Annotated in this window: 22 protein-coding genes and 1 tRNA gene; 12 read left to right on the plus strand and 11 right to left on the minus strand. The window is 73.3% G+C overall.

The features are described from left to right. Positions 1-156: 156 nt before the first annotated feature. Entirely contained in the window at positions 157-1,461 is a 1,305-nt protein-coding gene (locus FDO65_RS09700; RefSeq protein ID WP_137449100.1) for a beta-galactosidase, read from the plus strand. Between the two features lie 85 nt (positions 1,462-1,546). Here the strand turns inward: FDO65_RS09700 and FDO65_RS09705 are convergent, their stop codons facing one another. The 4 genes from FDO65_RS09705 to FDO65_RS09720 form a co-directional block, all read right to left on the minus strand. Next, positions 1,547-2,758 carry a glycosyltransferase family protein gene (locus tag FDO65_RS09705; RefSeq protein ID WP_137449101.1) on the minus strand — a complete coding sequence of 404 codons (1,212 nt, stop codon included), beginning with the start codon at positions 2,756-2,758 and terminating at the stop codon, positions 1,547-1,549. Positions 2,759-2,763: 5 nt separating this feature from the next. Beyond that, positions 2,764-4,599, minus strand: a complete 1,836-nt coding sequence (locus FDO65_RS09710; protein WP_137449102.1) for a glycosyltransferase — start codon at positions 4,597-4,599, stop codon at positions 2,764-2,766. Between the two features lie 396 nt (positions 4,600-4,995). Continuing rightward, positions 4,996-6,174, minus strand: coding sequence for a glycosyltransferase (locus FDO65_RS09715; protein ID WP_137449103.1), 1,179 nt, complete (start codon positions 6,172-6,174; stop codon positions 4,996-4,998). Further along, positions 6,171-7,694: an oligosaccharide flippase family protein gene (locus FDO65_RS09720; protein WP_137449104.1), complete on the minus strand. Its 1,524-nt coding sequence runs from the start codon at positions 7,692-7,694 to the stop codon at positions 6,171-6,173. The genes FDO65_RS09715 and FDO65_RS09720 overlap by 4 nt, the downstream gene beginning before the upstream one ends. Before the next feature lie 938 nt (positions 7,695-8,632). Between FDO65_RS09720 and FDO65_RS09725 the strand changes: the two genes are divergently transcribed. From FDO65_RS09725 to FDO65_RS09740, 4 genes are read left to right on the plus strand one after another with little or no spacing between them, the layout of a single operon-like run. After that, positions 8,633-10,075 (plus strand): NAD-dependent epimerase/dehydratase family protein, encoded by a 1,443-nt coding sequence (locus tag FDO65_RS09725; protein WP_137449105.1) that lies wholly within the window; start codon positions 8,633-8,635, stop codon positions 10,073-10,075. Positions 10,076-10,121: 46 nt separating this feature from the next. Next, complete coding sequence (locus FDO65_RS09730; protein ID WP_137449106.1) at positions 10,122-11,384, plus strand: hypothetical protein; 1,263 nt, start codon at positions 10,122-10,124, stop codon at positions 11,382-11,384. 44 nt (positions 11,385-11,428) lie between these two features. Continuing rightward, positions 11,429-12,673 (plus strand): glycosyltransferase family 4 protein, encoded by a 1,245-nt coding sequence (locus FDO65_RS09735; RefSeq protein ID WP_137449107.1) that lies wholly within the window; start codon positions 11,429-11,431, stop codon positions 12,671-12,673. Then, a complete protein-coding gene (locus FDO65_RS09740; RefSeq protein WP_137449108.1) occupies positions 12,670-14,484 on the plus strand; it encodes an ArnT family glycosyltransferase in 1,815 nt (604 codons plus the stop codon). The genes FDO65_RS09735 and FDO65_RS09740 overlap by 4 nt, the downstream gene beginning before the upstream one ends. Positions 14,485-14,576: 92 nt before the next feature. On the opposite strand, the gene FDO65_RS09745 is transcribed toward FDO65_RS09740, so the two are convergent. After that, the gene (locus FDO65_RS09745) at positions 14,577-15,482 is read right to left on the minus strand and encodes a TIGR03621 family F420-dependent LLM class oxidoreductase (protein WP_137449109.1); all 906 of its coding nucleotides are present in this window, start codon (positions 15,480-15,482) and stop codon (positions 14,577-14,579) included. 61 nt (positions 15,483-15,543) lie between these two features. Beyond that, positions 15,544-16,131, minus strand: a complete 588-nt coding sequence (locus FDO65_RS09750; RefSeq protein WP_240757518.1) for a helix-turn-helix domain-containing protein — start codon at positions 16,129-16,131, stop codon at positions 15,544-15,546. 59 nt (positions 16,132-16,190) lie between these two features. Here FDO65_RS09750 and FDO65_RS09755 point away from each other — a divergent pair, with 59 nt between their 5' ends. Together FDO65_RS09755 and FDO65_RS09760 are read left to right on the plus strand one after the other, a co-directional pair. Further along, positions 16,191-17,399 carry a benzoate/H(+) symporter BenE family transporter gene (locus FDO65_RS09755; protein ID WP_137449110.1) on the plus strand — a complete coding sequence of 403 codons (1,209 nt, stop codon included), beginning with the start codon at positions 16,191-16,193 and terminating at the stop codon, positions 17,397-17,399. 125 nt (positions 17,400-17,524) lie between these two features. Further along, positions 17,525-17,737: a hypothetical protein gene (locus tag FDO65_RS09760; RefSeq protein ID WP_137449111.1), complete on the plus strand. Its 213-nt coding sequence runs from the start codon at positions 17,525-17,527 to the stop codon at positions 17,735-17,737. A 114-nt stretch (positions 17,738-17,851) separates the two neighbouring features. On the opposite strand, the gene FDO65_RS09765 is transcribed toward FDO65_RS09760, so the two are convergent. The 4 genes from FDO65_RS09765 to glp all read right to left on the minus strand — a co-directional run bounded on the left by FDO65_RS09765 (position 17,852) and on the right by glp (position 21,198). Continuing rightward, positions 17,852-17,924, minus strand: a tRNA-Ala gene (locus FDO65_RS09765). Between the two features lie 135 nt (positions 17,925-18,059). Beyond that, positions 18,060-19,157: a divisome protein SepX/GlpR gene (gene sepX, locus FDO65_RS09770; protein WP_137449112.1), complete on the minus strand. Its 1,098-nt coding sequence runs from the start codon at positions 19,155-19,157 to the stop codon at positions 18,060-18,062. A 127-nt stretch (positions 19,158-19,284) separates the two neighbouring features. After that, complete coding sequence (locus FDO65_RS09775) at positions 19,285-19,884, minus strand: GNAT family N-acetyltransferase (protein ID WP_240757519.1); 600 nt, start codon at positions 19,882-19,884, stop codon at positions 19,285-19,287. Between the two features lie 90 nt (positions 19,885-19,974). After that, entirely contained in the window at positions 19,975-21,198 is a 1,224-nt protein-coding gene (gene glp / locus FDO65_RS09780; protein WP_137449114.1) for a molybdotransferase-like divisome protein Glp, read from the minus strand. A 232-nt stretch (positions 21,199-21,430) separates the two neighbouring features. Here glp and FDO65_RS09785 point away from each other — a divergent pair, with 232 nt between their 5' ends. The 5 genes from FDO65_RS09785 to mscL all read left to right on the plus strand — a co-directional run bounded on the left by FDO65_RS09785 (position 21,431) and on the right by mscL (position 25,267). Next, entirely contained in the window at positions 21,431-22,078 is a 648-nt protein-coding gene (locus FDO65_RS09785; RefSeq protein ID WP_205849875.1) for a 5-formyltetrahydrofolate cyclo-ligase, read from the plus strand. Positions 22,079-22,266: 188 nt separating this feature from the next. After that, entirely contained in the window at positions 22,267-22,617 is a 351-nt protein-coding gene (locus FDO65_RS09790; protein WP_137449115.1) for an FmdB family zinc ribbon protein, read from the plus strand. 46 nt (positions 22,618-22,663) lie between these two features. Then, positions 22,664-23,926, plus strand: a complete 1,263-nt coding sequence (locus tag FDO65_RS09795) for a PQQ-dependent sugar dehydrogenase (protein ID WP_240757520.1) — start codon at positions 22,664-22,666, stop codon at positions 23,924-23,926. 99 nt (positions 23,927-24,025) lie between these two features. After that, positions 24,026-24,730 (plus strand): SAF domain-containing protein, encoded by a 705-nt coding sequence (locus FDO65_RS23070; protein ID WP_137449116.1) that lies wholly within the window; start codon positions 24,026-24,028, stop codon positions 24,728-24,730. A 93-nt stretch (positions 24,731-24,823) separates the two neighbouring features. Beyond that, positions 24,824-25,267, plus strand: coding sequence for a large conductance mechanosensitive channel protein MscL (mscL, locus tag FDO65_RS09805; protein ID WP_137449117.1), 444 nt, complete (start codon positions 24,824-24,826; stop codon positions 25,265-25,267). A 26-nt stretch (positions 25,268-25,293) separates the two neighbouring features. On the opposite strand, the gene FDO65_RS09810 is transcribed toward mscL, so the two are convergent. Then, positions 25,294-25,521 (minus strand): hypothetical protein, encoded by a 228-nt coding sequence (locus FDO65_RS09810; RefSeq protein WP_137449118.1) that lies wholly within the window; start codon positions 25,519-25,521, stop codon positions 25,294-25,296. Position 25,522 lies beyond the last annotated feature (1 nt).

Below are 25,522 nucleotides of genomic sequence, written 5' to 3' on the forward strand. Positions count from 1 at the left end.
CAAACGACCCAGGCCATTTCTGATGCATCACCAATCATCTGGGCATTTGTGCCGGGGCGTAGTTGATCGCCCCGGATGATGTGCGGAAAGTAGTCGCCCGATTACGGTTTGAGCACAGCAAGAAATCGTTGCAGCCCTCATATCCCGGAGGACGACATGACCGCCGCACGCCTGACCCCCCACAGTCCCACCACCACCGCCGGACCGACCCGCCGCCTCGGGTTCCGGTTCCGCTCGGTGGTCGTCGGGCTCGCCGTGACCCTCACCGCCGGCCTGACCACCGGCGCGGGCACTGCGTCGGCCGAGGTCACGGTGCCCGCTCCGCCGGCCGGCACGTCGTACCCCGAGATCTCCACCCTGGGCACCAGCCCGTTCAAGGCCGCCGAGGAATCGGCCGCCGGCATGAAGACCGCCATGATGGAAATCAGCTGGCGGAACTGGGAACCGCAGAACGGCGTGTTCAACGCGACCTACGAGAACGAGATGAAATGGCGTCTCGCTCAATTGCGCGCATCCGGAATGAAGGTGACGCTCGGACTGGGTCTGCATTTCACGCCGGAATGGGTTCGTTCCATGCCCAACGGTCGCCTCGTCGACCAGAACGGCAAGGTCAGCAACGAGGCCAACTTCATCTACAACGACAAGATCCGTAGCGAGGGGTGGCAGTTCCTGCAGCGCGTCGCCAAGGTCCTGGACATGAGCCAGATCGACGCCATCCGCATCACCTCGGGCGGCCGGGCCGAGCTCATCTACCCCGAGGGCACCACCTACTGGGCGTTCGACGCCAACGCCCAGAACGGTGACGACCTGCCGCGCACCGTCGGCCCGAACCCCTATCCGGGCTGGAAGCCGGGTACCCCCGGACTGCAGCCGGCCCAGACCCAGCAGTGGGCCCTCTGGTACGTCGACGCCCTCGCCGATGTCGGGGAATGGCAGATGCGGGCCATGCGCAAGCTGAACTTCACCGGCACCTTCGAGATCATGACCCCCGGGGTCGGCGTCTACGCCCGCAAGCTCGACGTCCTGGCCCGGCAGAACCTGCCCGCCAGCCCGCTGGCCGTCGGCGCCCTGTGGGACCGGATCTACTTCGACATGTACCACGCCGACAAGAAGATCGCGGCGAACGTCAGCTCGATGGCCGACGGGTCCGGCGGCAACGACTCCTGCACCCCGGCCGACAAGAACGTCCCGCTGACCGACATGGCCGTCACCACCTGGGGCGGCGCCCGCTGGATCTCCCGCATCGCCGACGAGTACGGCATCCCCAAGGTCGGCGAGAACCCCGGGTTCAGCGAACCCAAGCGCGGCGTCTACTCCTCACGGAACCAGGACGGCTACATGGCCACCACCATGCGACAGGGCGCCACCTGCGGCTTCTCCACCGTCTACTGGGCCCACGACAATCAGTTCTGGAACGGCACCCTGGACTTCGCGACCTGGGCGGCCTACGCGCGGGCCTGACCCGCCGGCCGCCCGGACGCGGCGAACCGGAACTCCGACGGCATCCCACCCCCCGGGACGCCGCCGGAGTTCCGTCGTCTGCCGATCAGCCGGCGGGCTGGCCCACCCGTCCGACCGACCTCGCCGGGTCGGTCATCTCCCGGGCCTGGTCCAGGACCAGCGCCGCCCGGAACGACCAGTCCATCTCCCGGGCCGCGACCCGTCCGTCACCGGACGGGGGCTCGGCGTGGGCGTGGGCGTAGGCGCGGCCGGCGGCGGCGGGCGTGTCCGGATCGGTGCTGGGCGACTCGCCCGCCCCGGCGACCGGGGGTCCGTAGAGCGCGACATCGGCCAGCGGGACGGCGGCCAGCGCCGGGGTCCGGCGGGCGACCACCCGCAGACCGGCCGCGAGGTACTCGTACAACTTCATCGGGCTGCGGCCCGCGTTCGTCGGGTGCTCGGACAGCGGGAGCACCCCGACCCGGTGGGCGGCGAAGACGGCCGGGACCTGCTCGTAGGGCACCGCACCGTGGATCGCCACGTTCGGCGGCAGGTCCGGCACCGGCCCGGTGACCGGACCGTGGACGTCGACCGGTTCCCCGGGCACCGCCAGCGCCATCTCCCGGACCGCGGCCCAGTCGAAGCGCTCGTCCAGCGCCCCGACGTACACGGCGCCCCGACGCTGCTCCCACGCGGGGCCGGCCACGTCGAAGGCCGCGATCTGCGCGCCGTTGGGCACCGCGACCACCGGCAGGTCCGGACGGCGGTCCGCGACCCGCTCGGCGATGGCCGCGGCCACCACCCCGGAGGTGGCGATCACGCCGGCGCAGCGGTCCAGGACGCGGTCCTCGGCGGCGATCTGCCCGGGCCGCACGTTCACGTCGGTGGGCCGGTAGACCACCGGGCCGACCGGCAGATCGTCCAACAGGTAGTCCAGCAGCGGCTGATCGATGAGGGTCAGGTCGAACGGACGCCGGGGATCCTGCCCGAGGGCCCGCCAGTGGGCGGCCAGCCGGCGACGCAGGACGGCTCCCGACCCCAGTCGGAATGGACGCGGGAGCGGATCCGGCATCAGCGGGAACACGCTCCACGGCACGGCGAAGGCCGCACCCTCATGGGCGTGCAACCGCAGGGGCACCGCCTGCCGGGCCCGTCGCCGGACCTCGGGGTCCCGCACGGCGGCCACGTGGCTGAGGGAGATCGGGTTGCTGACGTGCACGACGTCATGGCCGGCCGCGGACAGTTCCCGGGCCAGGTGGTGACTGCCGACGCGGAAGACACTCGACAGACCGGTGTGACTGAGCAGCAGGATGCGCATGACGGTCAGGCCGACCGGGCCTCGTCGGCGGCATGACGCCCGCCCCGCTCGACGCGCCGGTCGATCACCGGCGAGTACCCGGGGACGGCGAGCAGCTCGCTGTCGTAGTGCAGGTCCAGGACCTGCAGGCAGGCCGCGAGATCGCGACGGTCCAGCACCCGCCCCGAACCCTCGTGGGTCATCACCTGCACCACCGAGACCACACCGCGGGCGCGGCGCAGCGGGACGAGCAGCGCCGAGGTGACCCCGGCCGGCAGTGCCGCGGCCAGCCGGGCGAGGGTGGGCTCCCCCGCCGTCGTGTCGGTCGCCCGGACCACCACCGGCTCGGACAGCCCGCCGGCCAACCGGGCCAGCGGGGCGGCCTGCCGGCGCGACGACCCGTCGGCCGCCCAGGTCTGGCCGTGCTGTACCCGGCCGTCCCGGCAGAGCAGGGTCAGGGTGGCCTCGTCGGCGCCGATCCGGTCGAGCAGTTCGTCGAGCAGATGGGCCGGGGTGGACCAGCGGGCCGGCAGGGCGTGTCCGGCGCGCCGGCGACCGGCCGACTCCGCCGCGGTGACGAATTCGTGAGCGTAGGACTGGGCCATCGACCGGACCGAGAACCGGGCCGAGCGGTCCAGCGACCGCTGGGACAGCGTCGCGAGGCGGTGCCGGTCGTCCCGCAGCCCGGTGAAGGCACTCCGCAGTGCGGCCACGTCACCGGGCGGGCAGACGATGCCCGTCTCGGCGGCGACCTCGACCACTCCGGGCAGCGCCGAGGCGACAGGGACACACCCGGCGGCCATGCCCTCGGCCAGCACCAGGCCGTAGGCCTCGGCGGTGGTGAGGCTGGGCAGGACGATGACGTCGGCGCGCTGGTAGGCCTCTTCCAGGTCGTCGTCGGACAGTCGCCCGGCCAGGGTGACGTTCGTCAGCCCCTCCCGGCGGACCCGCTCGGTGACCTCGTCCTTCATCGGACCGCTGCCGACCATGGTCAGTTCGATGCCGTCCTGCCCGGCCACCGCGTCGAGCAGCACGTTGATGCCCTTGTAGACGCGGAACTGCCCGACGAACAGCACCTTCAGCGGCCCCGCCTGCGCGGAGCGGGCCTGCCCGACCCGGCCCCGCAGATCGACCCCCCAGGGGATGAGCCGGACCGGGGCGCCGCCGTTGCGGTGCAGCTTGCGCTGGTAGGCCTGCGAACTGACGACGACCGCGTCGGCCCGGTGGGCCAGCGTCCGGGCGATGCCGTTGTAGACCCGGCACAGCGGTTGTACCGCGGCGATCGCCAGGTCGGAGTGATGGGTGTAGACGACGGTCGGCTGCTGTGCGCGGTGCAGCGTGGACCGGAGGAGGAAGACGACCTCGCTCATGGTCGGCACCGGGCCGTGCAGGTTGATGACGTCGTAGGCGGCGAACCGCCGGCGCAGGGTCGGCCAGAACAGCCCGATGGACGAGAGCCGGACCTCCTGCCGGATGAAGGCCGGATAGTCGGCCCGGGACACGATGTCGACGTGGTGTCCGAGGTCGGTGAGCCCCTTCTGCAGGTGCTCGATGGTCCGGGAGATCCCGCTGACCACCGGGGGCGCCTCGGAGGTCACGATCAGGATGCGCAGGCCGCCGGCGTCCGCGGCCGGACCCGGGCGGGACGTCCGCTCCGCCACGTCGTGTCGACGGGGTTCGGAACCCCGTCCGTGGGACCGCCGCTGCAGCGGCAGTCGGCGATCGCCGACCAGCCCGGTGGCCGGGTCGACGGACCGCCCCGAGGGCAGTCCCGACACCATGGCCAGAGCCAGGCCCGTGGCGACCGTGCCCAGGAGGCGTCCGGCCCGACGACCCTGACCGGATCGCGTTCGCTTCGTCATGTGTTCCCTACCTCGCCGTCGGCCGCTGATTGCCGGTCCGGACCGTGGGGTCCGGGACCGAGGGGCGGCGCTGCCCGGACTGTCGTGTGTCTTCGTCTGCGCACCCAGCACCGCGCGATCCTGCGTGCGGGTCGGGCTGGTGGAACGGGGACCGGTCGCGGTCGGTGCGCCGGTGGTCGATCACGAACTGCTGGCCGTCGCTGGCTGTAGGCCCCCACCCAGCCGGGAAGACCTCGAATGGTCCCTCGGGCCGGTCATGGACATCACGCAGACGATTCGCATGGTCACTCAGTGTCAATCGTGCGGGATGGACCAGCACGGAGTCAACGTCGACCTCGCGGGTGGGCGGTAAACAATGGGTGACTCCGACCACGTCCACCCCTGACCCGACCGCGGTCACCGGGTCGCTCCCAGCGGTGCGGCGACCTCGTCGTACAACGCCTCCAGGTGGGCGGCGTGCCGATGCCGGTCGAACAGGTGGTTGACCCGCTGCTGCCCGGCCCGGCCCAGCCGTCGGCCCCACTCCGGGTCCGCCAGCACCCGGGCCAGCGCGTTGGACAGGGCCGCCACGTCCCCTTCCGGGACGGTCAGGCCGGTCTCGCCGTCGGCGACGACCTCCGGCACTCCGCCATGCCGGTAGGTGACCACCGGCAGACCGGCGTTCGACGCCTCGACGAACACCATGCCCAGTCCCTCGGCGTCACCGTTGGCCGCCCGCTGCGAGGGACCGCAGAACACCGCGTGCTCCCGCAGGATCTCGGCCACCTCCGCCGAACTCCGCCGACCGGCGAACGTCACCCGCAGATCCAGGTCGGCCGCCTGACGCTCCAGCTCGTCCCGCAGCGGGCCGTACCCGACGACGGTCACCGGCACGGAGCGCAGGGGTTCGGGCAGTCGGGCCACCGCGGCCAGCAGGTCGGGCACGCCCTTCTTCTCGACCAGTCGCCCGACGAAGACGATCCCCACGGCGTCGCCGGCCGGGGCCGGACGGTGGTCGAGCCCGAGCGCCGGGTAGATCAGCCGTACCTTGGCCGGGTCGGCACCCAGTTCGACGGTGCGATCGGCCAGGAACTGCGACACCGGGACGAGCGCGGACGCGTAGTCGAACAGCTCGGCCAGGCCCGCCCGGAAGCGGCGTCCGTCGGCCCCCCGCCGCCAGGGCAGCGACGTCACGTCCATCCCGTAGATGGAGACGATCAGGGGCTTGCCGGCGGCCCGGGCCCACGGCAGCGCCGACAGGCCGTCCTGGCCGAAGTGGGCGTGCACCAGGCCGACCCGCGGATCGGCGACCGCGTCGCGCCAGCCGCGGCGGGCCCGGGGCCCGGCCGGCAACCGACTGGCCAGCCGGCCGGCGAACCGGTCGGAGTAGGGCGCGACATCCGCCGTCATCAGGGTGGTGTCGAACTGGCGGCGGCCGACCAGCACCGGCTCCCACCGGGTCAGGGCGGTCGTGGTCTCGCGGATGAACGTCTCCGACGGGGCCAACCAGTAGTCCCGCCACATGACGACGCGTCGGCGGCCGTGCGGTCGGTCCGCGGCGGTGGACCCCGCCGTGGAGGTCGGATGGGTGGTCATCGGTGGCTCACCCGGCGCCTTGCACCGACCGACCGCACCAGGCCGGCCCCCTTGTCGACGATGATCCGCAGATCCGAACGCCGGACGCCGAGGAAGCGGCGCAGCGGGATACGGCTGGTCCGCGAGAGCAGCAGCAGGTTGCTGACCCCGCACACCAGGTTGCCGGCCAGGGTGGCGAGCGCCGCCCCGACCGCACCGAACGTGGGGACGAGCGCGAACAGCAGGCCGATATTGATGATGCAGGCCAGGGCCAGCGACAGGGTGCGCAGCTCCGGTCGGCCGCGCGCACTCAGACCGGCCCCGGCGATCGAGCCGGGGGTGATGAGGACGACGGCGGCGAGCAGGATCCAGCCGGGCGTCACCGCGGGCGCGAAATCGGCACCGAAGAGCAGCGGGAGCCCGAACGGCAGCAGCACGGCCAGGGCCCCACCAAGAATCAGCGAGAGGAGGAAGGAGATGCGGGCCGACGCCGACAGCCGGTCGTCGTCCCGATCCGCGGCATCCGCGGTGGTGGTGACGTCCCGCATGGCGCTGTTGAGGACCAGGGCCACATCGCTGATGTTGACCGCCGCGACGTAGAGGCCCAGCTCGTAGGCGTTCGACAGCGGCGTGACCATCACCTGGTCCAGGCGGGAGAGCAGCACGCCCGACAGCGACCCGAACCAGACCCGGGTCCCGAAACTGAGCAGGACCGGATAGGGCGCTTCCGACTCCGCCGGGCGATGACGTCCCCTGGCGGCGTCGGGGACCGACGGGTCGGCCGACCGCTGTTGCAGTGCGGCGACCAGTTCGCGGCGCCGGCGGATGAGCGGGAGGTAGACGATGCCGGAGACCACCGGGGCCAGGGCCATGACGATCGTGGCGGTCAACGGAGTGAGGACCCCGGCCACGGCGAGCCCCGCCACCCCGCCCAGGCGGGCGACGGCCACGACGACCTGTTCCATGGCGACCAACCGCCACTGGTGCAGACCCGCCGCCCCGGCGCGCAGCACCAGCACCAGCAGGGACGGCACCAACGCGAGCGAGGCCAGCACCACCAGGTGCTGGACCGAGGCACTGCCGCCCGAGAGGATGCCGGCGCAGCCGATGACGATGGCGGTCCCGATCAGGCCGGCCAGGGTGATCAGCAGGGCACCTCGCCGGATGGCGGCGACCAGCGCCGACGGCCGGCGGGCCACCAGGTTCATGATCGCCTCGGGCAGGCCGAAGGTGGAGGCGGTGACCCCCAGCAGCAGTGGCGCGGTCGCCGCCGCCAGCTCACCGCGACCGGTCACGCCGAGCGCATACGACAGGATCGGCGTGGTGGCCAGGGCGGCGATCGGGGCGACCGCGTTGCCGAGCGCGGTCAACGTCATGTTCCGCGCCAGGTCGGGTGTCGCCGCCGCCACGGTCCGCGGCGACGTGGTGGACGCCGAGCGCGCCGCACCCGCGGCGGGCTGCGGATGCGGCGATACACCGACATCCGGGCGCTGCTCCGGTCCGGCCACGTCGTCGACGGGACCGTGCGAACGGAGTGACACGCGGGAAGGTCCTTTCGCGTCGAATAACGAACCGGGTCCACTGGAAGGAGAACGAGCGGCCGTTGCCCGTCGCGACGGCACAATCGTCAAAGACGTGGCCGACGTACTAAACCGTAGAGCCTTCAGGTGTCCGGCACATCAACGGAATGAGTCCGAACACTCCCCGGAGGGCACCGCGCAGAGCATAACGACACGATCACGGGGGTCACGCCATGCGCATCGCGCAGTACGTTCGGTGGATTTTTCACCCGAATGCCGGTTCGGCGAATGGCGTGATCGCCGTCACCACCGGGCCCGGTCCGCCTCCTACGACACGTCATCGGGCCGCCGAGTTGGCCTGCGGTGCAGCCCATATGGCCGCCGTCGGCCGTCTGAGACGACCGGCCCGAACCACCCACTCGGTGTCCGAAATTACCGAATGACGGGAATTGCCTCCGCAATACCCTGATGGACTCTGCGTATTGGCCATCGGTACGCGATTGGGCCGAACGAGGGAAAACGACACAGCCACGGTCGGCAATCGAATCCCGTACCCGCGGATCGGGCACCGCCCTCCGGGCTGTGACTTTATCGGGCGGACGGAACAGTCGACGGACACCTCGTCGGCCGTTACGATCGATCTGCTCGACGACTTCCCGGGCGAATTGTGTTCACCAACCCTCGGCTGCCGAGGAGTCGACGGTGGCCAATTCCCAGGACCATTTCCCGCGGCCCTCCACCACGGTGGCCCGCCCGGAGGCGGGCCGTCGTGTCCGTCCGTCGATCAGCGTTGATCCCACAGCTCGACCGCGCCCTGCCCGTCCGACCGGGCCGCAGTGCGCCTCCGACCGGGGAGGACCAATGCCCGCACTCTGCGTCACACCCTCCGCGTCGCCCGCTGCCGCCGGCCCGCCGGCCACCGCGGCGACCGGAGCGGCCTCGGCCGCCGGGACCCGGCGATGAGCGAGTCCGCCTGTCCGACCCAGCTGATCGACCGCCTCCAGCGGACCGTCGCCCCGGGCCGGGCCACCCTGACCCCGGCCGAACAGGACTCCCTGCGCGAGGTGACGGCCAGACTGGTCGGTGCACTCGGACCGCAGGCGCACGCCGAGCTGGCCACCTTCCGCAGCATCGTCGACCGGCGCATCACGGTGGACGACGAGGCCGTGGACCAGGTACTCACCGGCGCCGTCGTCCTGGTCACCGGCGGCACCGGGACCATCGGATCCGCGTTGTTGCGGCGCCTGGCCGAGTTCCGTCCGGCCCGGGTCGTCAGCATCAGCCGAGGGATCACCGCCCCGGTCCGGGTCTGCCCCGACGTCGAGTACCGCACCGTCGACATCCGCGACCTGCGGGCACTGTCGACCCTGGCCCGCGAGATCCGCCCGACGGTGATCTTCCACCTGGCCGCCCAGCACGATCCGAGCCTGGCCGAGGTCGACGTCGCCGGAACCCTGTCGACCAACGTCGGTGGCACCACCAACGTGCTCGCCGTGTGCCGGGAGCTCCCGGGGGTGCGCCTGGTACACGCCTCCACGGGCAAGGCGCTGCGGCCGTTCAGCCCGGACGTCTACGCCGGGTCCAAGAAGATGGCCGAGTGGCTGCTCGGTCGACACACGTCCGCGCACCACCTGCTGACGTCGGCGGTCCGCTTCACGCACGTCGTCGACAACTCGATCATCGCCCGCCGGCTGGCCCGCTGGACAGCCCGCGACGAGCCGATCCGGCTGCACGGCGCCGACACCATGTTCTACGTCCAGTCCGCGCGGGAGGCCGCCGACCTGCTGACCAGCGCCCTGGTCGGCGGGCGCCCCGGGGTCGCCACCGTGCACACGATCCGCGACCTCGGCTGGCCGGTGGCCCTGCTCGACCTGTCGCTCGGGTGGATCGCCGACACCGGGTCCCGCGCGCCGGTCTACATCTGCGGGTACGAGGCCGGTTACGAGAGCTCGCCCTACCCCGGTCTCTACGACCCCCGGGTGTCGGTGGAACGCAGCCCGCTGGTGAACGCGCTGGAGGCCTTCTCCACCGTCGACGCCACCGGATCGGTCGACGTCGACAGCTACGACGTCCCGGCCCCGACCGACCTGCGGCCCCTGGTGGAGATCGACGGTCTGACCGCCGAGGCGACCGTCGCGGTGGCCACGGCCGGCGAGACCGGCGCCGTCGACGCGCGCACCACCGCGCGGCTCCGCCGGCAGGTGGAGTCGGTCGGATGGACGATGCTGACCGGCAGCCTCGGCTCGCTCCCCGACGCCCCCCTGCGACGGCACCTCGACCTGCTCGCCGGCCTCCCCGAGGCCCAGTTCGGTGCCGACAACGGCACCGTCCGCCGCCTCGTCCTGCGGGAGGCCACCCGGCGGGGCTTCGCCGGCCCGACGATGGACACCGTTGCGTCGTGACACACCCCCGGGCCGACCGGGGACCGGGGCGCGCCGGCGACGGCTCGTGGTGCTCCTGGTCCTCGCCCTGGCCGTCGGCGCCGCGGCCGTCACCGGACTGTTCGCGTCGATGACGCCCACCGACACCGCCGTCCATGCCCCCGACGCGCGGACCCCCGGCACGCCGCTGGTCGGCACCCTCGGCACCCGGCCGTCCACCGCCGACCGGGAGGCCGACAACGGCGTGGCCCTCGGCATGGTCGAGCTGCGCTGGGCGGACTGGGAGACCTCCCCGGGCGCGTGGAACGAGTCGTACCAGCGACAGATCACCGACCAGATCGACGCGCTGCACCGGGCGGGTCTGCGGGTGACCCTCGGACTCGGCCTCCACTACACGCCGTCCTGGGTCCGGGACCGACCGTTCGTCGACGACCACGGCAACCGTTCCGAGCAGGCCGACTTCGTCTTCGACGCCCGCAACCGGGCCGCCGCCGAGGCGTTCATCGGCCACGCCGCCACGGTCATCGACTTCTCGCGCCTGTGGGCGGTGCGCATCTCCAGCGGGTCCCGGTCGGAACTGATGTACCCGCAGGGCGGGACCTGGTGGGCGTTCTCCCCCGGCGCCCTGGGCACGGCCGCCCGGCCGGACACGGTGCGGGCCAACCCGTTCCCGGACTGGCGACCGGGCGACGGCGACGGACTGTCGGAACCGGACCGCAGACGCTGGTACCAGTGGTACCTCGCGTCCCTGGCCGACACCGCCCGCTGGCAGATGCGGATGGCGCAGGCCCACGGTTTCCAGGGCTGGTTCCAGGTCCTCACCCCCGGTTCGGGGATCCGTCCCTCGGTGCGGGAACGGATCATCGAGCAGGGGCTGCCCGACGGCCTGGGCGGCGAGGGCGTCGACTGGCCGGAGATCTACCGGCTGGTCGCCGGGTTCGGGCCGCCCGGCCGGGTGGTCGCCTACGTGACCTCGGTGGGCGACGACTCCGGCGGCAACAGCGGATGTCAGCCCGGCGACCGGGCCGTCCCCCTGGACGCCGACCGCGCCGACGGCTGGTCCTCGACCCGCTGGATCGCCCGGATCGCCGCCGAGCACGGGTTCCCGGTGGCCGGTGAGAACCCCGGGTACACGGCCTCGCCCGAGTACCAGCGCCAGTACCGCGACGACAGCGACGACGGCCTGCTGGCCACGACGTTCCGGCTGGCCCAGGAGTGTTCCTTCCAGTCCGTCTACTGGGCCCACGACGATCAGCTGTGGAACGGCACCGTCGACCGGGGGCAGTTCTTCGACCTGGTCCGCGCGCTGCCCCCGGAGCCGACGTCGTGATCGCCCGCCACCCGTCGCCCCACCCCACACCGGAGGAATCCCCGATGACGTCCCGCCCCCCGTCCGCGACGCCGGGCCCCGGCCTGCGCATCGGGGTCGACGCCCGCGTCCTCGACGAGCGCTACCACGGCATCGGCCGCAGCACCTACGAGCTGCTGGCCGCGGCCACGACGGCGCATCCGGACTGGGAATTCGTGCTGTTCACCAACCGCACCCAGCGCACCGACCGGTTCGATCTCGACGCCCTGACGAGCCGTCCCGGGGTGCGCACCGCGTCCTTCGACCACGAGCTCACCGCCGTCAGCCAGTACCTGCGCTGGCCGGCGGCCCTGCGGGCGGCCCGGGTCGATGTCGCGCTCTTCCCGTACCACCTGGGCGCGGCCCTGTCCGGCCGGGCCCGGCGGTTCGCGATCGTCCACGACTGCATCCTCGAGGCCGACCCGCGGTTCGCCCCGGACCGCCGGACCCGCCTGCTCTACATGCTGCTGACGGCGGCCGTCGTCCGGCGGACCCGGGTGCTGACGCCGAGCCGCGCCTCGGCCGACGACATCGCCCGCATCTACCGGCTGGGGCGGGCCCGCGCGACGGTGGGTGTCGTGCGCTGGGGCGTCGGTGACGCGTTCGCCGCCGAGGTACCGGCGCCGACCGAGGTCAACGGACTGCCCATCGACGGGCCGTATCTCCTGCACGTGGGGGCCCGTCGGCCGCACAAGAACGTCGGGCACCTCGTCCGCGTCCTCGACCGGCTGCCGGCCGAGTACCGGCTGGTGCTCGTCGGGTCCCCCGACCCCCGCTGGCCGGACGACGTCGACGACCTCGTCGCCGAGCACGACCTGGGCGATCGGGTGCTGCAGCCCGGCAAGGTCAGCGAGTCCGACCTCATCGGCCTCTACGCCGGCGCGGCGGCCTTCGTCTACCCCTCGCTCATCGAAGGTTTCGGGCTGCCGCTGCTCGAGGCGTTCGCGGCGGGCACGCCCGTGGTGGCCAGTGACATCCCCGTGTTCCGGGAGGTCGCCGAGGGCGCGGCGTTGCTGTGCGCACCGGACGACCCGGACGCCTGGGCCGCGGCGGTGACCTCCCTGGTGGCCGGTCCGTCGACCGGAGCGCAGGTCGCCCGCCGCCGTCAGAAACTCGTCGCCGCCGGCCGGGACCGCGCCGCCGGCGCCACCTGGGACCGCGCGGTGCAGGACCTGGCCGGCGCCCTCGACCCCTCCGGGCCCCGGACGGCCGCGGCCGCCGCGCCGCCCGCCCCGACGAGCAGCACGACCGCAGAGAAGGTGTCCCGATGACCATGACCAGACCCGAGGACGCCACCGCCGTCCGGTCGGCCGACCGCCGCCCCGCGGCCTGGGAGCGTCTGCTGAGCCGATGGGACGCGCGCCCGGTGTGGGTGTTCGCCGCCCTGACCGTGCTCACCGGGGCGATGCTGCTGCTCAACCTGCACCGGTCGCCGGACTACCTGGTCGACGAGACCTACTACACCGCCCTCGGCCAGCACATCGTCGACGAGAACGCGATCTCGATCGGCGGTGGCGCGCTCACCGTCCACCCCCCGCTGTACTTCATGGCCATCGGGGCCTGGGAATGGTTGACCGGCCACTCGACCGCGCCGATCCTGGACGCGTTGTGGGCCAACCGCTACCTCGGGGCGCTGCTGTGCACCCTGGCCGCCGTCCTCACCGGGATCACCGCCCGGGAACTCGCCTCCCGGGCCCGCCCGGCCGTGCGGATGGCCGCGGCGATCGTCGCCACACTGCTGGTCGCCTCGAACGGGTTCCTGCTCGCCTTCGGCCGCACCGTGCTGATGGAGCCCGGCGCCATCGCCATCGGTGCCGCATTCATCCTCACCGCGATCAAGCTGCGCCACGCCTCCCGAGTCACCCAGGTCGTGGTGCTCGGCGCGCTCATCGGGACCGGGGTGCTGGTCAAGGCGACCGTCGCGTTCATCGTGCTGGCCCCGCTCGTCGCGGCGCTGCTGCAGCGTGAGCGGCGGGCCATCGTCACCCAGGCGCTGGCCGTGCTGACCGGCGCGCTGGTGTGGACGGCGTTCCCGCTGTGGGCCGCGGTCACCGGCAACGGGGCCCGGTTCTGGGACACCCAGACGCTCAGCATCCGCCGGCTGTTCGGCCTGGTGCACACCACCGGGGTCAACCTGCCGTCCGGGAATCCGGTCTCGCAGTTCCTGCGCACCCTGCCGCTGTACGTCAGCGGATACGGCGCGGTGCTGCTCGGCGGCATCGCCGGCCTCGTGCTGATCTGGCGGTCGGGCCTGCTGCGCAAGGGTCTCTGGCGCGCCGATCCGGACAGCGCGCTGCTGCTCGGCTACGGCGGGCTGACCTACCTGTTCTTCAGCTACTCGTTCCTGTTCGGGGCGGGCAACCAGCACCTCACCGCCTACGCGGCGGCGCCGGCGGCCCTGCTGTGCGTCAGCCTGTTCTCGATGCGTCCGGTCGACGGCCCCGTCGGCGAGCACCCCGAGGTGCCGGCCGGTCGGGCCGACGGGCCGCGACTGGTGTCGCGCGTCGTCGCCGGCGCGGTCGGTCTGCTGCTGGCCGTCGGGATCGTCGGGTGGGGCGCGTTCTACGCGGTCCAGCGGGACGACGGCACCACCCAGATGTCACAGTGGATCTCCGCCAACGTCCCGGCCTGCGTACCGGTGAACGGCACCGGGTCCGGTTTCCGCTGGCAGGTCGCGCTGCCCGACCGCGAGGTCACCATCGGCCGCGACGGCCCCACCACGCTGGCCCGCGGGGTGCACCTGTACCTGGTCTCCCCCAAGGACACCCGGTACGCCTACGCCCCCAGCAGCCCCGCGCTCACCGCCTGGATCCAGGCCAACGGCACGATGATCCACGAGACCGACAGCCGTTCGTCGGAGTCGCTGCAGCTGTGGCAGGTCGGCCAGTACCCGGCGCCGCCCCAGACGTCGGACTGTGCGTTGTCGCTGCGTCCGCCGACCGGGGACGCGTCCGCGCTGGCCTTCCTCGCGCTGTTCGCCACGACGGTGGTGCTGGCCCCGGCGCTCGTCGGGGGTGCCACCTGGCTGGTCGGGCGTCGGCGCCGCGCCGGCTCGTCGGACGAGGTCGGCACCCGATCCTGATCGGGCCGTCCCCCACCCCGCGACTGGGTAAAGACGGTCGCTGAATCCGGATGGAGACGGCGTGTTGTGCCCAGTCGCGCCGGGGCGGCCGATCAGCGCGGGACGAGCCGGTCGTAGGCGGCGATGATCTGGCCCATCTCCTCGAGATTGGCGTGGTGGGTGACGACGTCGTCGAAGCCGTAGACCTGCTGCCGGCGCAGCAGTTCCTCGGCCGCGGCCTCGGCGGTGGGGGCGAAGAGGGCGAACGGGGTGTCGAGCAGATCGTCGGCGGTCAGACCGGGCATCTCGGCTGCGACCCGGGTGGCGGCGGCCCGCGGGTCCGGGTCCAGGTCGATCATCTGCACCAGATGGTCGAAGCGGCAGGGACGGTCGCCCCGGGCGGCGCGGACGTCGGCGACGCGCGCGGCGGTGTCCGCGGACGAGACGAAGGTCAACTGGGCCCCGTTGGTCCCCGGCACCGACCGCAGCCCGGAGAACGCGACGATGTCGGCGTGCTCGGCGGCGATCCGCAGCCCCTCGGCCGACATCGCGCCGACCATGATCGGGACCGGTGTCTGCAGCGAACGGGGACTGTGATCGGGATCGGCCAGCCGGGCCCGCAGGTCCACGACGAGCCGCTCCAGGTCAGCCAGGCGTGCGGCGAACGGACGACGCTCGATACCGGCGGCCCGGAACTCGGCGGGCGCCCACCCGGTGCCGATGCCGACCTCGACCCGCCCGTCGGACAGGGCGTCGACGGTGGCGACATCGCGGGCGAGCAGCGCCGCCGTCCGGGTGCCGCCGCCGTGGAAGGCCGCGTTCAGCACGTACGGGCGCAGCCGCAGTCGTGGGCTGACGGTGGCCGCGGCGGCGAGCAGCGGGAACGGTGACGGGGTGCCCAGGTGGTCGGGGACGGCGAGGATGTCGAACCCGAGTTCGTCGACCCGGCGAACGTCGGCCGCGAACTCGGCCGCGGATGTCGCCGACCGCAGGTTCACGCCGAAACGCATGCGCATCATGGCGACGATCCTGCCCGGTCACCCCGCGCGCCGAGTCGATCTTCGACCTCCGGCACGCCGATCAGGGGGTCGGCGGGTGATCGACGGTCGCGGGCCAGCGGATGACCAGGACGACGTCGGCCGGCCGTCCGTCGAGCGCGCGGTAGGTGTGGGTGTCGTCGCTGACCCAGGTGGTCGACGCTCCGGTGTCGACGTCGACCTCGGCGCCCCGCACCCCGGCGGACACCCGTCCGTCGACGACCAGCAGGTGCTCGACGACCCCGGGACCGTGGGCACCGGAGACGTGCCGCTCCCCGGGGGACAACGCGATGGCGTACACCTCGACGGTCGCGTCGGCCACCGTGGACGTGTCGAGCAGGCGGGCCGTGATGCCGGGTGAGCTGACCTGCGCCCCGGCCCGTTCGGCCAGCAGCCACGACAGCGGCAGCCCCAGGGTGTTGGCCAGCGCGTAGAGCGTGCCGAGAGTCGGATTGCGGGTGCCGTTCTCGATCTCCGACAGCGAGCCCTTGCCGACCCCGGCCGCCGTGGCCAGGGCGCCGACGGACCAGCCGCGGGCGGTCCGGGCTGACCGCAACCGCTCACCGATCACCCCGGCCAGCGGCTGGGCCTCCCCGGCCGGGGCGGGGTCTGCACGTCGCGGCCCGGTCACCCCTGCACCCTACGACGCGATGTTCTGTTTGCAGAACAGCAACTGCTACCGTTCTGTACATGGAACGCGAGACCGAGGCCGCTCTGGCGGTTGGCGTCGTCACGTCGATCGTCGGGTTCACCAGTTCGTTCGCCGTGGTCGTCGCCGGCCTGCAGGCGGTCGGCGCCTCGACCGCCCAGGCGGCGTGCGGGCTGGCCGTGCTCTGCGTCCTGCAGGGCGCCGGGTCGATCTGGCTGAGCCGCCGGCACCGTATGCCGCTGACCCTGGCCTGGTCGACTCCCGGCGCGGCCCTCCTGGTCTCGGCCGCCGGGCTGAGCATCGGCTGGTCGGCGGCCATCGGCGCGTTCCTGGTCACCGGCGCGCTGCTGGCCCTCACCGGCCTGTGGCCATGGCTCGGGCGGACGGTCGCGGCGATCCCCCCACCGCTCGGCCAGGCCATGCTGGCCGGCGTGCTGGTCCCGCTGTGCCTGGAACCGGTGACCGCGATGTCGGTGTCCCCCGCCCTGGTCATCCCGGTCGTCGTGGTGTGGCTGGTGCTGCAACGGTGGGCGCCGCGGTGGGCCGCCCCGGCCGCATTCGCGCTGGCCGTGGTGCTGGTGGTGGTCTCGGTCCTGCACTCGACGGGCAGCATCCCGCTGCGCGTCCCGACCCTGGAACTGACCGCCCCCACCTTCGACTGGGCGGCGATGATCGGCATCGCCGTCCCGCTCTACCTGGTCACGATGGCCGCCCAGAACGTGCCCGGGGTGGCCGTCCTCGGCGCGGCCGGGTACCAGGTGCCGTGGCGCGAGTCGCTGCTGCTCACCGGGTTCGGCACGGTGGCGGGGGCGGCCGCCGGAACCCACGCCGTCAACCTGGCCGCCATCACCGCCGCGCTGCCGGCCTCGGCCCAGGCCCACCCGGACCCGGCCAAGCGGTGGATCGCCTCCGCCGCCGGCGGCGGCTTCTACATCCTGCTGGCCCCGGCCGTGCCGTCGCTCACGATGCTCCTGGCCGCGGCACCACCCGGCGTCCTGGAATCCGTGGCCGGTCTGGCCCTGCTCGGCACCCTGGCCGCCTCGCTGACCTCCGCCCTGACCACCGTGTCGGACGAGACCGGTGGCCGACTCCCGGCGGTGGTCACCTTCCTGGTCGCGGCCAGCGGGACGACGGCCCTCGGCATCGGCGCCGCCTTCTGGGCGCTGCTGGCTGGGCTGCTGCTGCGGTTCGTTCTCCGCACCCCGAAGGCCGCCCGGCATGCGGCCGGCCGGACGACTACCGGACGCTGACCACCCGCTGCGGAGCCTCTTCGGGTGATCCTCGGCCGGCCCCGGGCCGGGCCCGGGCTCCCCACCCCATGCTGGGTTCGACTGCGCGGCCCGCACGGCTCGCGGCGGATCCCCGGAGGCGCACCATGGCGCAGAACCTGGCCAGGCATCGCCAGCTGCTTCTCGTGGTCGGCGGGGGGCTCATCGCCCTGGCCGGCGTGCTGTTCCTGATCGCCGGCCAGCATGTGCGCGGATGGCCGTTCCTGGCGGTCGGCGTAGTCCTCATCGTCGTGGCCGTGTTGACCGGCCGCCGCACCAGCTCGGCGGCCCGCCCGTCGACGCGGCCGGGGGGCCGCTGATCCGGATCCGACGTCGATCGACGAACCGCAGACCCCGGGTCGCCTGAGGCTCTGATCCCCGGTGGACGAACGACGAAGGGCCCGGTCATCAGACCGGGCCCTTCGACGTGCGGGTGGAGCTGCGGGGAATCGAACCCCGGACCTCTTCGATGCGAACGAAGCGCGCTACCAACTGCGCTACAGCCCCGCGACCTGCGGATCTTTCCGTAAGCCGTCGACCACTCTAGCAGCCCCGAGAGGGCTGTGACGCCACCGGATCCAGGACGGAGCGGTGGCGGCGGGACACCTCCGGCGGGTCGACCACCGGAGGCGTCCCGGGGCTTTATTCGCCGACCGCGCGGCGGTACTGCTGCACCTCGTGGTACTCGAGGTGCTCGAACACCGGGTCGTCGTCCTCGACGTCCACGACGCGGCGGTTGCGGTACAGCGTCGCCTCCCGCTCGCTCCGGGCACGGGCCAGCTCGACGGCCGGGCGGACCTGGCGGGCCTGCTGCAGCTTCTCCATGCGCCGACGCCGGATCTGCGCCTCGATGGTGACCTGCCGGCGCAGGTAGCCCAGGTAGGCGACCAGCAGCAGGGCGCAGACGGTCGCGGGCCACCACAGCACCGACGACGCGAGGGCCCCACCCAGGGCGAACACCACGGTGGCGATCAGCAGGGCCAGGGTCACCCGGCGCCGCTGCTGGTAGCGGTAGGCGCGGGTGGCCTCGGCCGCGTCCGGGTCGAAGCCACCGCGACCCGCACGCCGCGGGACCGGACGGAGCTCCTCGTCGTTGTGCTCGGTGACCCGGTCGTAGTCCGACGGGCCGGTCGCGCCGCCACGGGAGGACTCCCAGTCGGCCTCGTCCCACTCGTCCTGCAGCGGGGCCGCCGGGGCGGGCGGCTCGGCGACGGCCTGCAGATGGGACGGCCGTTCGACGGTGGGGATCTCGTCCGTGTCGAACTCGGCGAGGGGTTCGGCGGTCACAGGGGCCTGCTCGTCGACCTGGTCGTCGGCGGCCGCCACGGCCTCGGGCTCGTACCGGGTCGAGCCGTGGTAGCGCGGGATCTCGTCCTCGTCGACCTCGGCCAGCCGATCGGTCTCCGGACGCTGCTCCTCCCGCCCCGAGGTCACGACGCGGGGGCGCCGCTGCGCCTGCTCGGCCGCCCACTCCTCCGCGGCATCCACCGGCGCGTGCTCCTGCGGTCCGGTCCCGACGCTCACGGCCTGCTCCTCGCGGATCTCGATGGGGTGATGCGACACACCGCCGCGCCGATGCGGACGGCGCAGCGTGCCCGACGCCCGCCGCAGCACCCGCAACCCGGCTCCGGCCGCCGGCGAACGATGGACCTTCTCCCGTCGGCGGGCCACCATCGGCACCAGCACCACGAGCCAGGCCACCGCCAGCAGCACCAGAATGATCGACGTCGGAACGTTCACGGGACCTCCCCCTCACCACAGCGCCGCACAGCAGGACGACAGACGCGTGCGCCCACGCTAATCAGGGCGAACGACCGGATCGGGGAGGACACGCGGACCCGCGACACACCCGGCCCCAAAGACTTTTTCAGCCGGTCTGCTCGGGCCCCCGCCAACGGCTCAGCAACTGGGTGAGACCCCCTGGCAGCTCCTCCACCGTGAGGCCGAACAGCAGGTGGTCCCGCCACGCCCCGTCGATGTCCAGGTACCGCTCCAGACGCCCCTCGCGCCGGAATCCGAGGTGCGCGACCACGGCTCGGGAGGCCCGGTTCGCCGGGGCGATGGTGGCCTCCACGCGGTGCAGACCGACCGGCCCGAACGCATGGGCCACCAGCAGGGCCACCGCGGCCGTCGCGACACCCTGGCCGTGGAACCGGGAGTCGGTCCAGTAGCCGATCCATCCCGATCGCAGGGCCCCCCGCTGGATGCCGCCGAGCGTCACCTGCCCGGCGAACTCACCGCCCACGGTGATCGCCAACGGGACGATCTCGCCGCGGCGGGCCCCCGAGGCGAGCAGCGACCGGTGGCCGTGCCACATCGGCCGGGTGTGCCGGGCCGCCCAGGTCAGCTCACTGGTCGCGTCCCACGGGGCGATGATCCGTTCGTCCCGCAGCCGGGAGGTGCGCCAGGCGTCGCCGTCGGACCGACGCAGTGGGCGGGCGTGCACCATCCCGGCGCGGGTCGACACCGGACCGAGGACGCAGGGCCAGCCCGGGTGTCGGCCCCCCGACCCGCCGCCCAGAAAGCCCGTCGAGAAGGACATGACGGCGTCGCGGGGCTAGGCCCGCTGGGCCAGGAACGACACCGGGACGTCACTGCCCACGGGAAGGTCGGTGGTCGCCTCGTCGACGATGACTAGGCAGTTGGCCTCCGCGAGAGAGGCCAGCAGGTGGGTGCTGCCGCCCGACAGGACGTGCACCACGTACGAGTCGTCCTCGTCGCGCATCAGCTGACCGCGCAGGAACTGGCGCCGGCCCGCCGGGGACGTCAACGGTTCCAGGGTGCGGGCGGTGATCGTCCGACGGTATGGGTTCCGGCGACCCAGCATGATCCGCAGCAGCGGCCGGACCATGACCTCGAAGACCACCAGGGCCGAGACCGGGTTCGCCGGCAGCAGGAAGGTGGGCACCCGGTCGCGGCCGAGCAGGCCGTATCCCTGGGCCGACCCCGGCTGCATGGCGACGCGGTCCAGCTCCAGCGGACCGAGGTCGCCCAACGCCTCGACGACCAGCTCGGCGCTGCGGCCGCCGGCCGCCCCGGCGATGACGAGCACCTCGGAGACCAGCAGGCGCGCCTCGATCAGTTCGCGCAGCTTGCGCGGGTCCGCCGGCGCGATGCCCACCCGGGTCGCCTCGGCACCGGCGTCCCGGGCCGCGGCGGCCAGGGCGAACGAGTTCACGTCGTAGACCTGCCCCGGCCCGGGGTTGCGCTGCACGTCGACGAGTTCGTCACCGACCGATACCACCGAGACCCGGGGGCGCGGGTGGACCAGCACCTTGTCCCGCCCCACCGCGGCGAGCAGACCCACCTGGGCCGCGCCGATGAACGCCCCCGAGCGGACGGCCAGGTCACCGGGTTGGACGTCCTCGCCGGCGCGGCGGACGAACTGACCGGACACCACCGGCCGGGAGATGGACACCCGGGCCGCCGTGCCCTGGGTCTGCGACAACGGCACCACCGCGTCGGCCACCGTCGGCATGGGCGCACCGGTGGCCACGTAGACCGCCTGCTGCGGCTGCAACCGGTGCGGCGTGCGCATGCCGGCCTCGATGTCACCCACGACCGGGAGCACCACCGGATGACCTTCGGACGCGACCGTCAGATCGACCGACCGCACCGCATACCCGTCCACGGCGGCCTGGTCGAACGCCGGCAGGGAGGTCGAGGCGATGACCTCCTCGGCGCACAGCAGGCCCTGGGCCTCGGTGATGGCGACCCGGACGGAGGCGGGGACGACCGCCGTCGACAGCACCCGATCGAGGGCGGATGCGACCGGCCTCATGCCGACACCTCCGCGCGAGGCCGGACGGACGCAGTGCGGTCGGGACGCCGCGGCGCGGCAGGCACGGCGCGGGCGCGCGCCGGCGGACGCGGGGCAGCGTTCATGGTGCCCCAACCTAGTCGCTGAATCCGGTCACACCCTCCCGCCACGGCGGTGACGGAGCGTCAGTTCGTCGTGATCGGCGTTGCCTCGACCACAACGGCATCACCCCGACGATGCGTACCCTCGCCCGGTGCACACCGGCTCGCCTCCGACCCCGTCCGCGGACGGCGGACCCACCCCGACGCCCGGGGACGACGTGGCCGACGCCAAGACGCAGGTCCGGCGGCGGCTGGCCGCCGGCCGCCGGGAGCGCCCGGCCGCCGAACGGGACGCCGCCCGGGCGGCCATCGCCGGCCACCTGACGTCTGCGCTGTCGCCCTGTCGCCGGGTCGCGGCCTACCTACCCCTGTCGACCGAGCCGCTACCCCCGACCTTCGCCGCCGACCTCGCCGCAGTCGGGGTCACCGTTCTGCTGCCGATCGTGACCGGTGCGTCACCCCTGGACTGGGCCCTGGCCGACGGCCCGGTGACGACCGGCAGCCGCGGCATCAGCGAACCCACCGGACCCCGGCTCGGGCCGGACGCCGTCGCCACCTGCGACGTCGTCCTCGTCCCGGCCCTCGCCGTCGACCACGCCGGTGGCCGCCTCGGCCGGGGCGGCGGTCACTACGACCGCACCCTGGCGCCCCTCCCGACCCGCCGGGCGGACGGCCGCCCCTGGCTCGTGGCCGTCGTGTTCGACGACGAGTTCCTCGACCGGGTGCCCACCGATGCCCTCGACCGTCCGGTGGACGCAGTGGTCACGCCGAGTGGGGGGCTCCGGGAGTTGCCCACCTGACCGACGGTCGGTCGACCCGAGCGGACGCGAACGACGTTTGCGCGGGCGGGCGTCGCTGGCGCATCATCGTTTCTGGCAGTCTCCCCGCCCGAGTGCCAATCGGGTGCGGGCGCTGCCCGCCATCCCCCCGTCCGGCGACCGGTGCCGTCGCACCGGTCCCACCGGGCCCGGATTCGAAGAAGGACCACGTGCCCACCTACCAGTACGCCTGCACCGACTGCGACCACCGCTTCGAGGCCGTCCAGTCGTTCAGTGACGCGTCGCTGACCACCTGCCCCGAGTGCTCTGGCCAGCTGCGCAAGGTCTACGGCTCGGTGGGTGTGGTCTTCAAGGGCAGCGGCTTCTACCGCACCGATTCCCGGTCCGGCGGCAAGGGCACCAGCTCGACCACCGCGGAGAAGCCGGCCGAGAAGAAGTCGGGCGACGCGAAGTCCGACTCCGGCTCGTCGTCCTCCGCCGCGAGCAAGCCCGCGGCCACCTCGGGATCGTCCACCGGCGGTTCCGGGTCCTCGAGCAGCAGCTCCGCCAGCTCGTCCTGACCCGGGGCGGCGTTCGCCCGCCGCCGGCGCGGGCACAGTGGAGAGGGTGACCGCCTCGGCCCCCGCTCCCATGCCCGCCACCTCGGCGTCCGGTCGGACCGCCGGCCGGACCGGCTCCCGGCCCGGCCGGACCCTTCGCGCGCTGCGGTCGGTGTCCACCGCGGTCGCGGCCACCGTCCTGCTGACGGCCTGCTCCGACGACCGATCGACGCCGGAACCGACGCCCGGTTCGTCGAGCACGCTGGCCGCGACGTCCGCACCGCCGGCGGCGACCGGCGCCCCTGGTTTCAGCGGCCCGTCCGGCGCCGCGGCGTCGCTCGATCCGGACGTCCGCGAGGTCGTGACCGGCCTGGCCGCCCCGTGGGGGCTGGGTTTCCTGCCGGACGGCGCCGCCGTGCTGACTCAACGCGACGACGCCCGCGTGCTCGTGATCCGCGACGGCGGAGCCATCCCGGTCGGACAGGTGGACGGGGTGGTCGCCGCGGGCGAGGGCGGCCTGCTCGGGCTGGCGGTCTCCCCCACCTTCGCGCAGGACCGTGCTCTGTTCGTCTACTACACCGCCGCCGACGACAACCGCATCGACCGGGTCACCCTGGCCGGTGACCCGGGCGGCGAGACCCTCACCGATCAGCGCACCGTCGTGTCCGGCATCCCCAAGGCCGGCGTCCACAACGGCGGCCGGCTGCGATTCGGGCCGGACGGCTATCTGTACGTCGGGACCGGCGACGCCTCCGACCGGCCGGCCGCCCAGGACCTCAAGTCACTGGGCGGCAAGATCCTGCGCGTCACCGCCGACGGCACCGGCGCGCCGGGCAACCCATTCCCCGAGGCCCCTCTGGTCTACTCGCTCGGCCACCGCAACGTGCAGGGTCTGGACTTCGACGCCCAGGGCCGGCTGAGGGCGGCCGAGTTCGGCCAGAACACGTGGGACGAACTCAACCTCGTCGAGGCCGGCGGCAACTACGGGTGGCCCGACGTGGAAGGGCCGGCCGCCGAGGGCGCCGCGACGTCCGCCGACCAGCGCTCCCCGGCTCGTGCCTGGCCGACGGACGACGCCTCGCCCAGCGGCCTGGCCGTGGCCGACGGTTCGGTCTGGATGGCCGGGCTGAGGGGCGAGCGCCTGTGGCAGATTCCGCTGACCGCGGACGGCACCGGAGAGCCGATCGCGCACCTGACCGGCGAGTGGGGGCGACTGCGCACCGTGGAACCGGCCCCGGACGGCACGCTGTGGGTGACCACCTCCAACACCGACGGACGGGGCGACGTCCGGGACGGCGACGACCGCATTCTCGCCCTGACCCTGTCCTGAGCCGGCCGCAGCACCCGGAACTGTCCACATCCCCGGCGGGGCCGCGGAGCTGTCCACAGGGCTGTCCGTCCCGGGTCGGGCCGTTCTAGCGTCCGCCGCATGCGTACTCCTGGTCCCGACGATCCCGCGGGTCTCGCCGCCCGCGGCTGGCAACGGTGGTGGTCGCGGTGGGCCGACCGCCGCCGGGGCGGCCCGGCTCCCCGTCAGGTTCGGCGGGCCCTCGCCGCCGTCCTGGTCGTGGTCGGCGGGGTCCTCGCCGTGCTGCCGGCCCGGGCCACCGGCGGAGTGGCCGTGGCCGTGACCACCGACGATCTCCCCGTCGGCAGCGTGCTGGACGAAGCCCGGGTTCGCACGGAATCCGTGGTGGCGATCCCGGACGGTGCGCTGACCCCGGAACAGGTGGCCGGCCGGGTTCTGGCGGCGCCGGTCCGGCGCGGCGAGATCCTCACCGACGCCCGGCTGGTCACGGCGGACGGCCCGGACCCGGGTTCCGGGCGGGTGGCGGTACCGGTCAACCTGCCCGACCCCGGCGTCGTGGCGCTGCTGCGCCCCGGTCTGCACGTGGCGGTGCTGGCCGTCGGGGACGGGACGAGCGGCGCAGACGCGGCGACGGGCGTGGAGACGGCCGTGGTGACCGTGCTCGCCGAGGACGCGGTGGTGCTGACGGTGCCGGCGCCCCGGGAGTCGGGCGCGGCCCGCCTGGGCTCCGGGGCGGGGACGATCCTGCTCGCCGTCCCGGCGGCGGCCGCGGACGCCATCGCGGCGCACGCAGTCCTCGGTTCGCTGACCGTCCGGTTCACATGATCGCCGCGGGGTCTGGGTAGGGTGTCCCCGCCCGGACCGATATGTCCTGATCGGTGCGGGCCGTCACCCATCCCCCAGCCACGAGGAACGCACATGCTCAAGGGTTTCAAGGACTTCATCCTGCGCGGCAACGTCATCGACCTCGCCGTGGCGGTCGTGATCGGCGCCGCCTTCACCGCCGTGGTCACCGCCATCACGACCAACCTCATCCAGCCGTTCATCAACGCCATCGGTTCGGTCGATGCCGGTGGGCTCGGCTTCTACGTCAACTCCAGCAAGCCCGAGTCGTTCGTCAACATCGGGGCGATCGTCACCGCGGCGATCACGTTCCTCATCACCGCCGCCGTCGTCTACTTCGTGTTCGTCGCCCCGATGAAGCACGTCAACGACCGGCTGAACGCCCGTAAGACCCCGGTCAAGGCCGACCCCACCGAGGTGCAGCTGCTCATCGAGATCCGCGACCTGCTGCGGGCCGGGCGGGTCGACGCCGCCGCGGAGGCCGCCGACCGGCCCTCCGGTCCGACCGGCACCGTCTGATCGGACGGTCCCCGCACCACGGCGGATCAGCCGTGGTGCGGGGGGCGGTTCTCCGAATACCAGCGATCGCGGTCGGAAGGGCCGTTCGCTCGGCCGTCCGGGCCGCTCTCGTCCCGGGTGGTCTCGGGCAGCACCTCGCCGAACATCTGGTCGAGCTCCCGGCGGCGACGGGCCTGCCTACGCCGTTCCGCCGCCGCCCTGTCCGGCTCGGCGGCGTGACCGGGATCGGCGTCGACCGGTTCGTTGACCTCCACC

This window comes from Nakamurella flava, assembly GCF_005298075.1.
GTDB classification, from domain to species: domain Bacteria; phylum Actinomycetota; class Actinomycetes; order Mycobacteriales; family Nakamurellaceae; genus Nakamurella; species Nakamurella flava.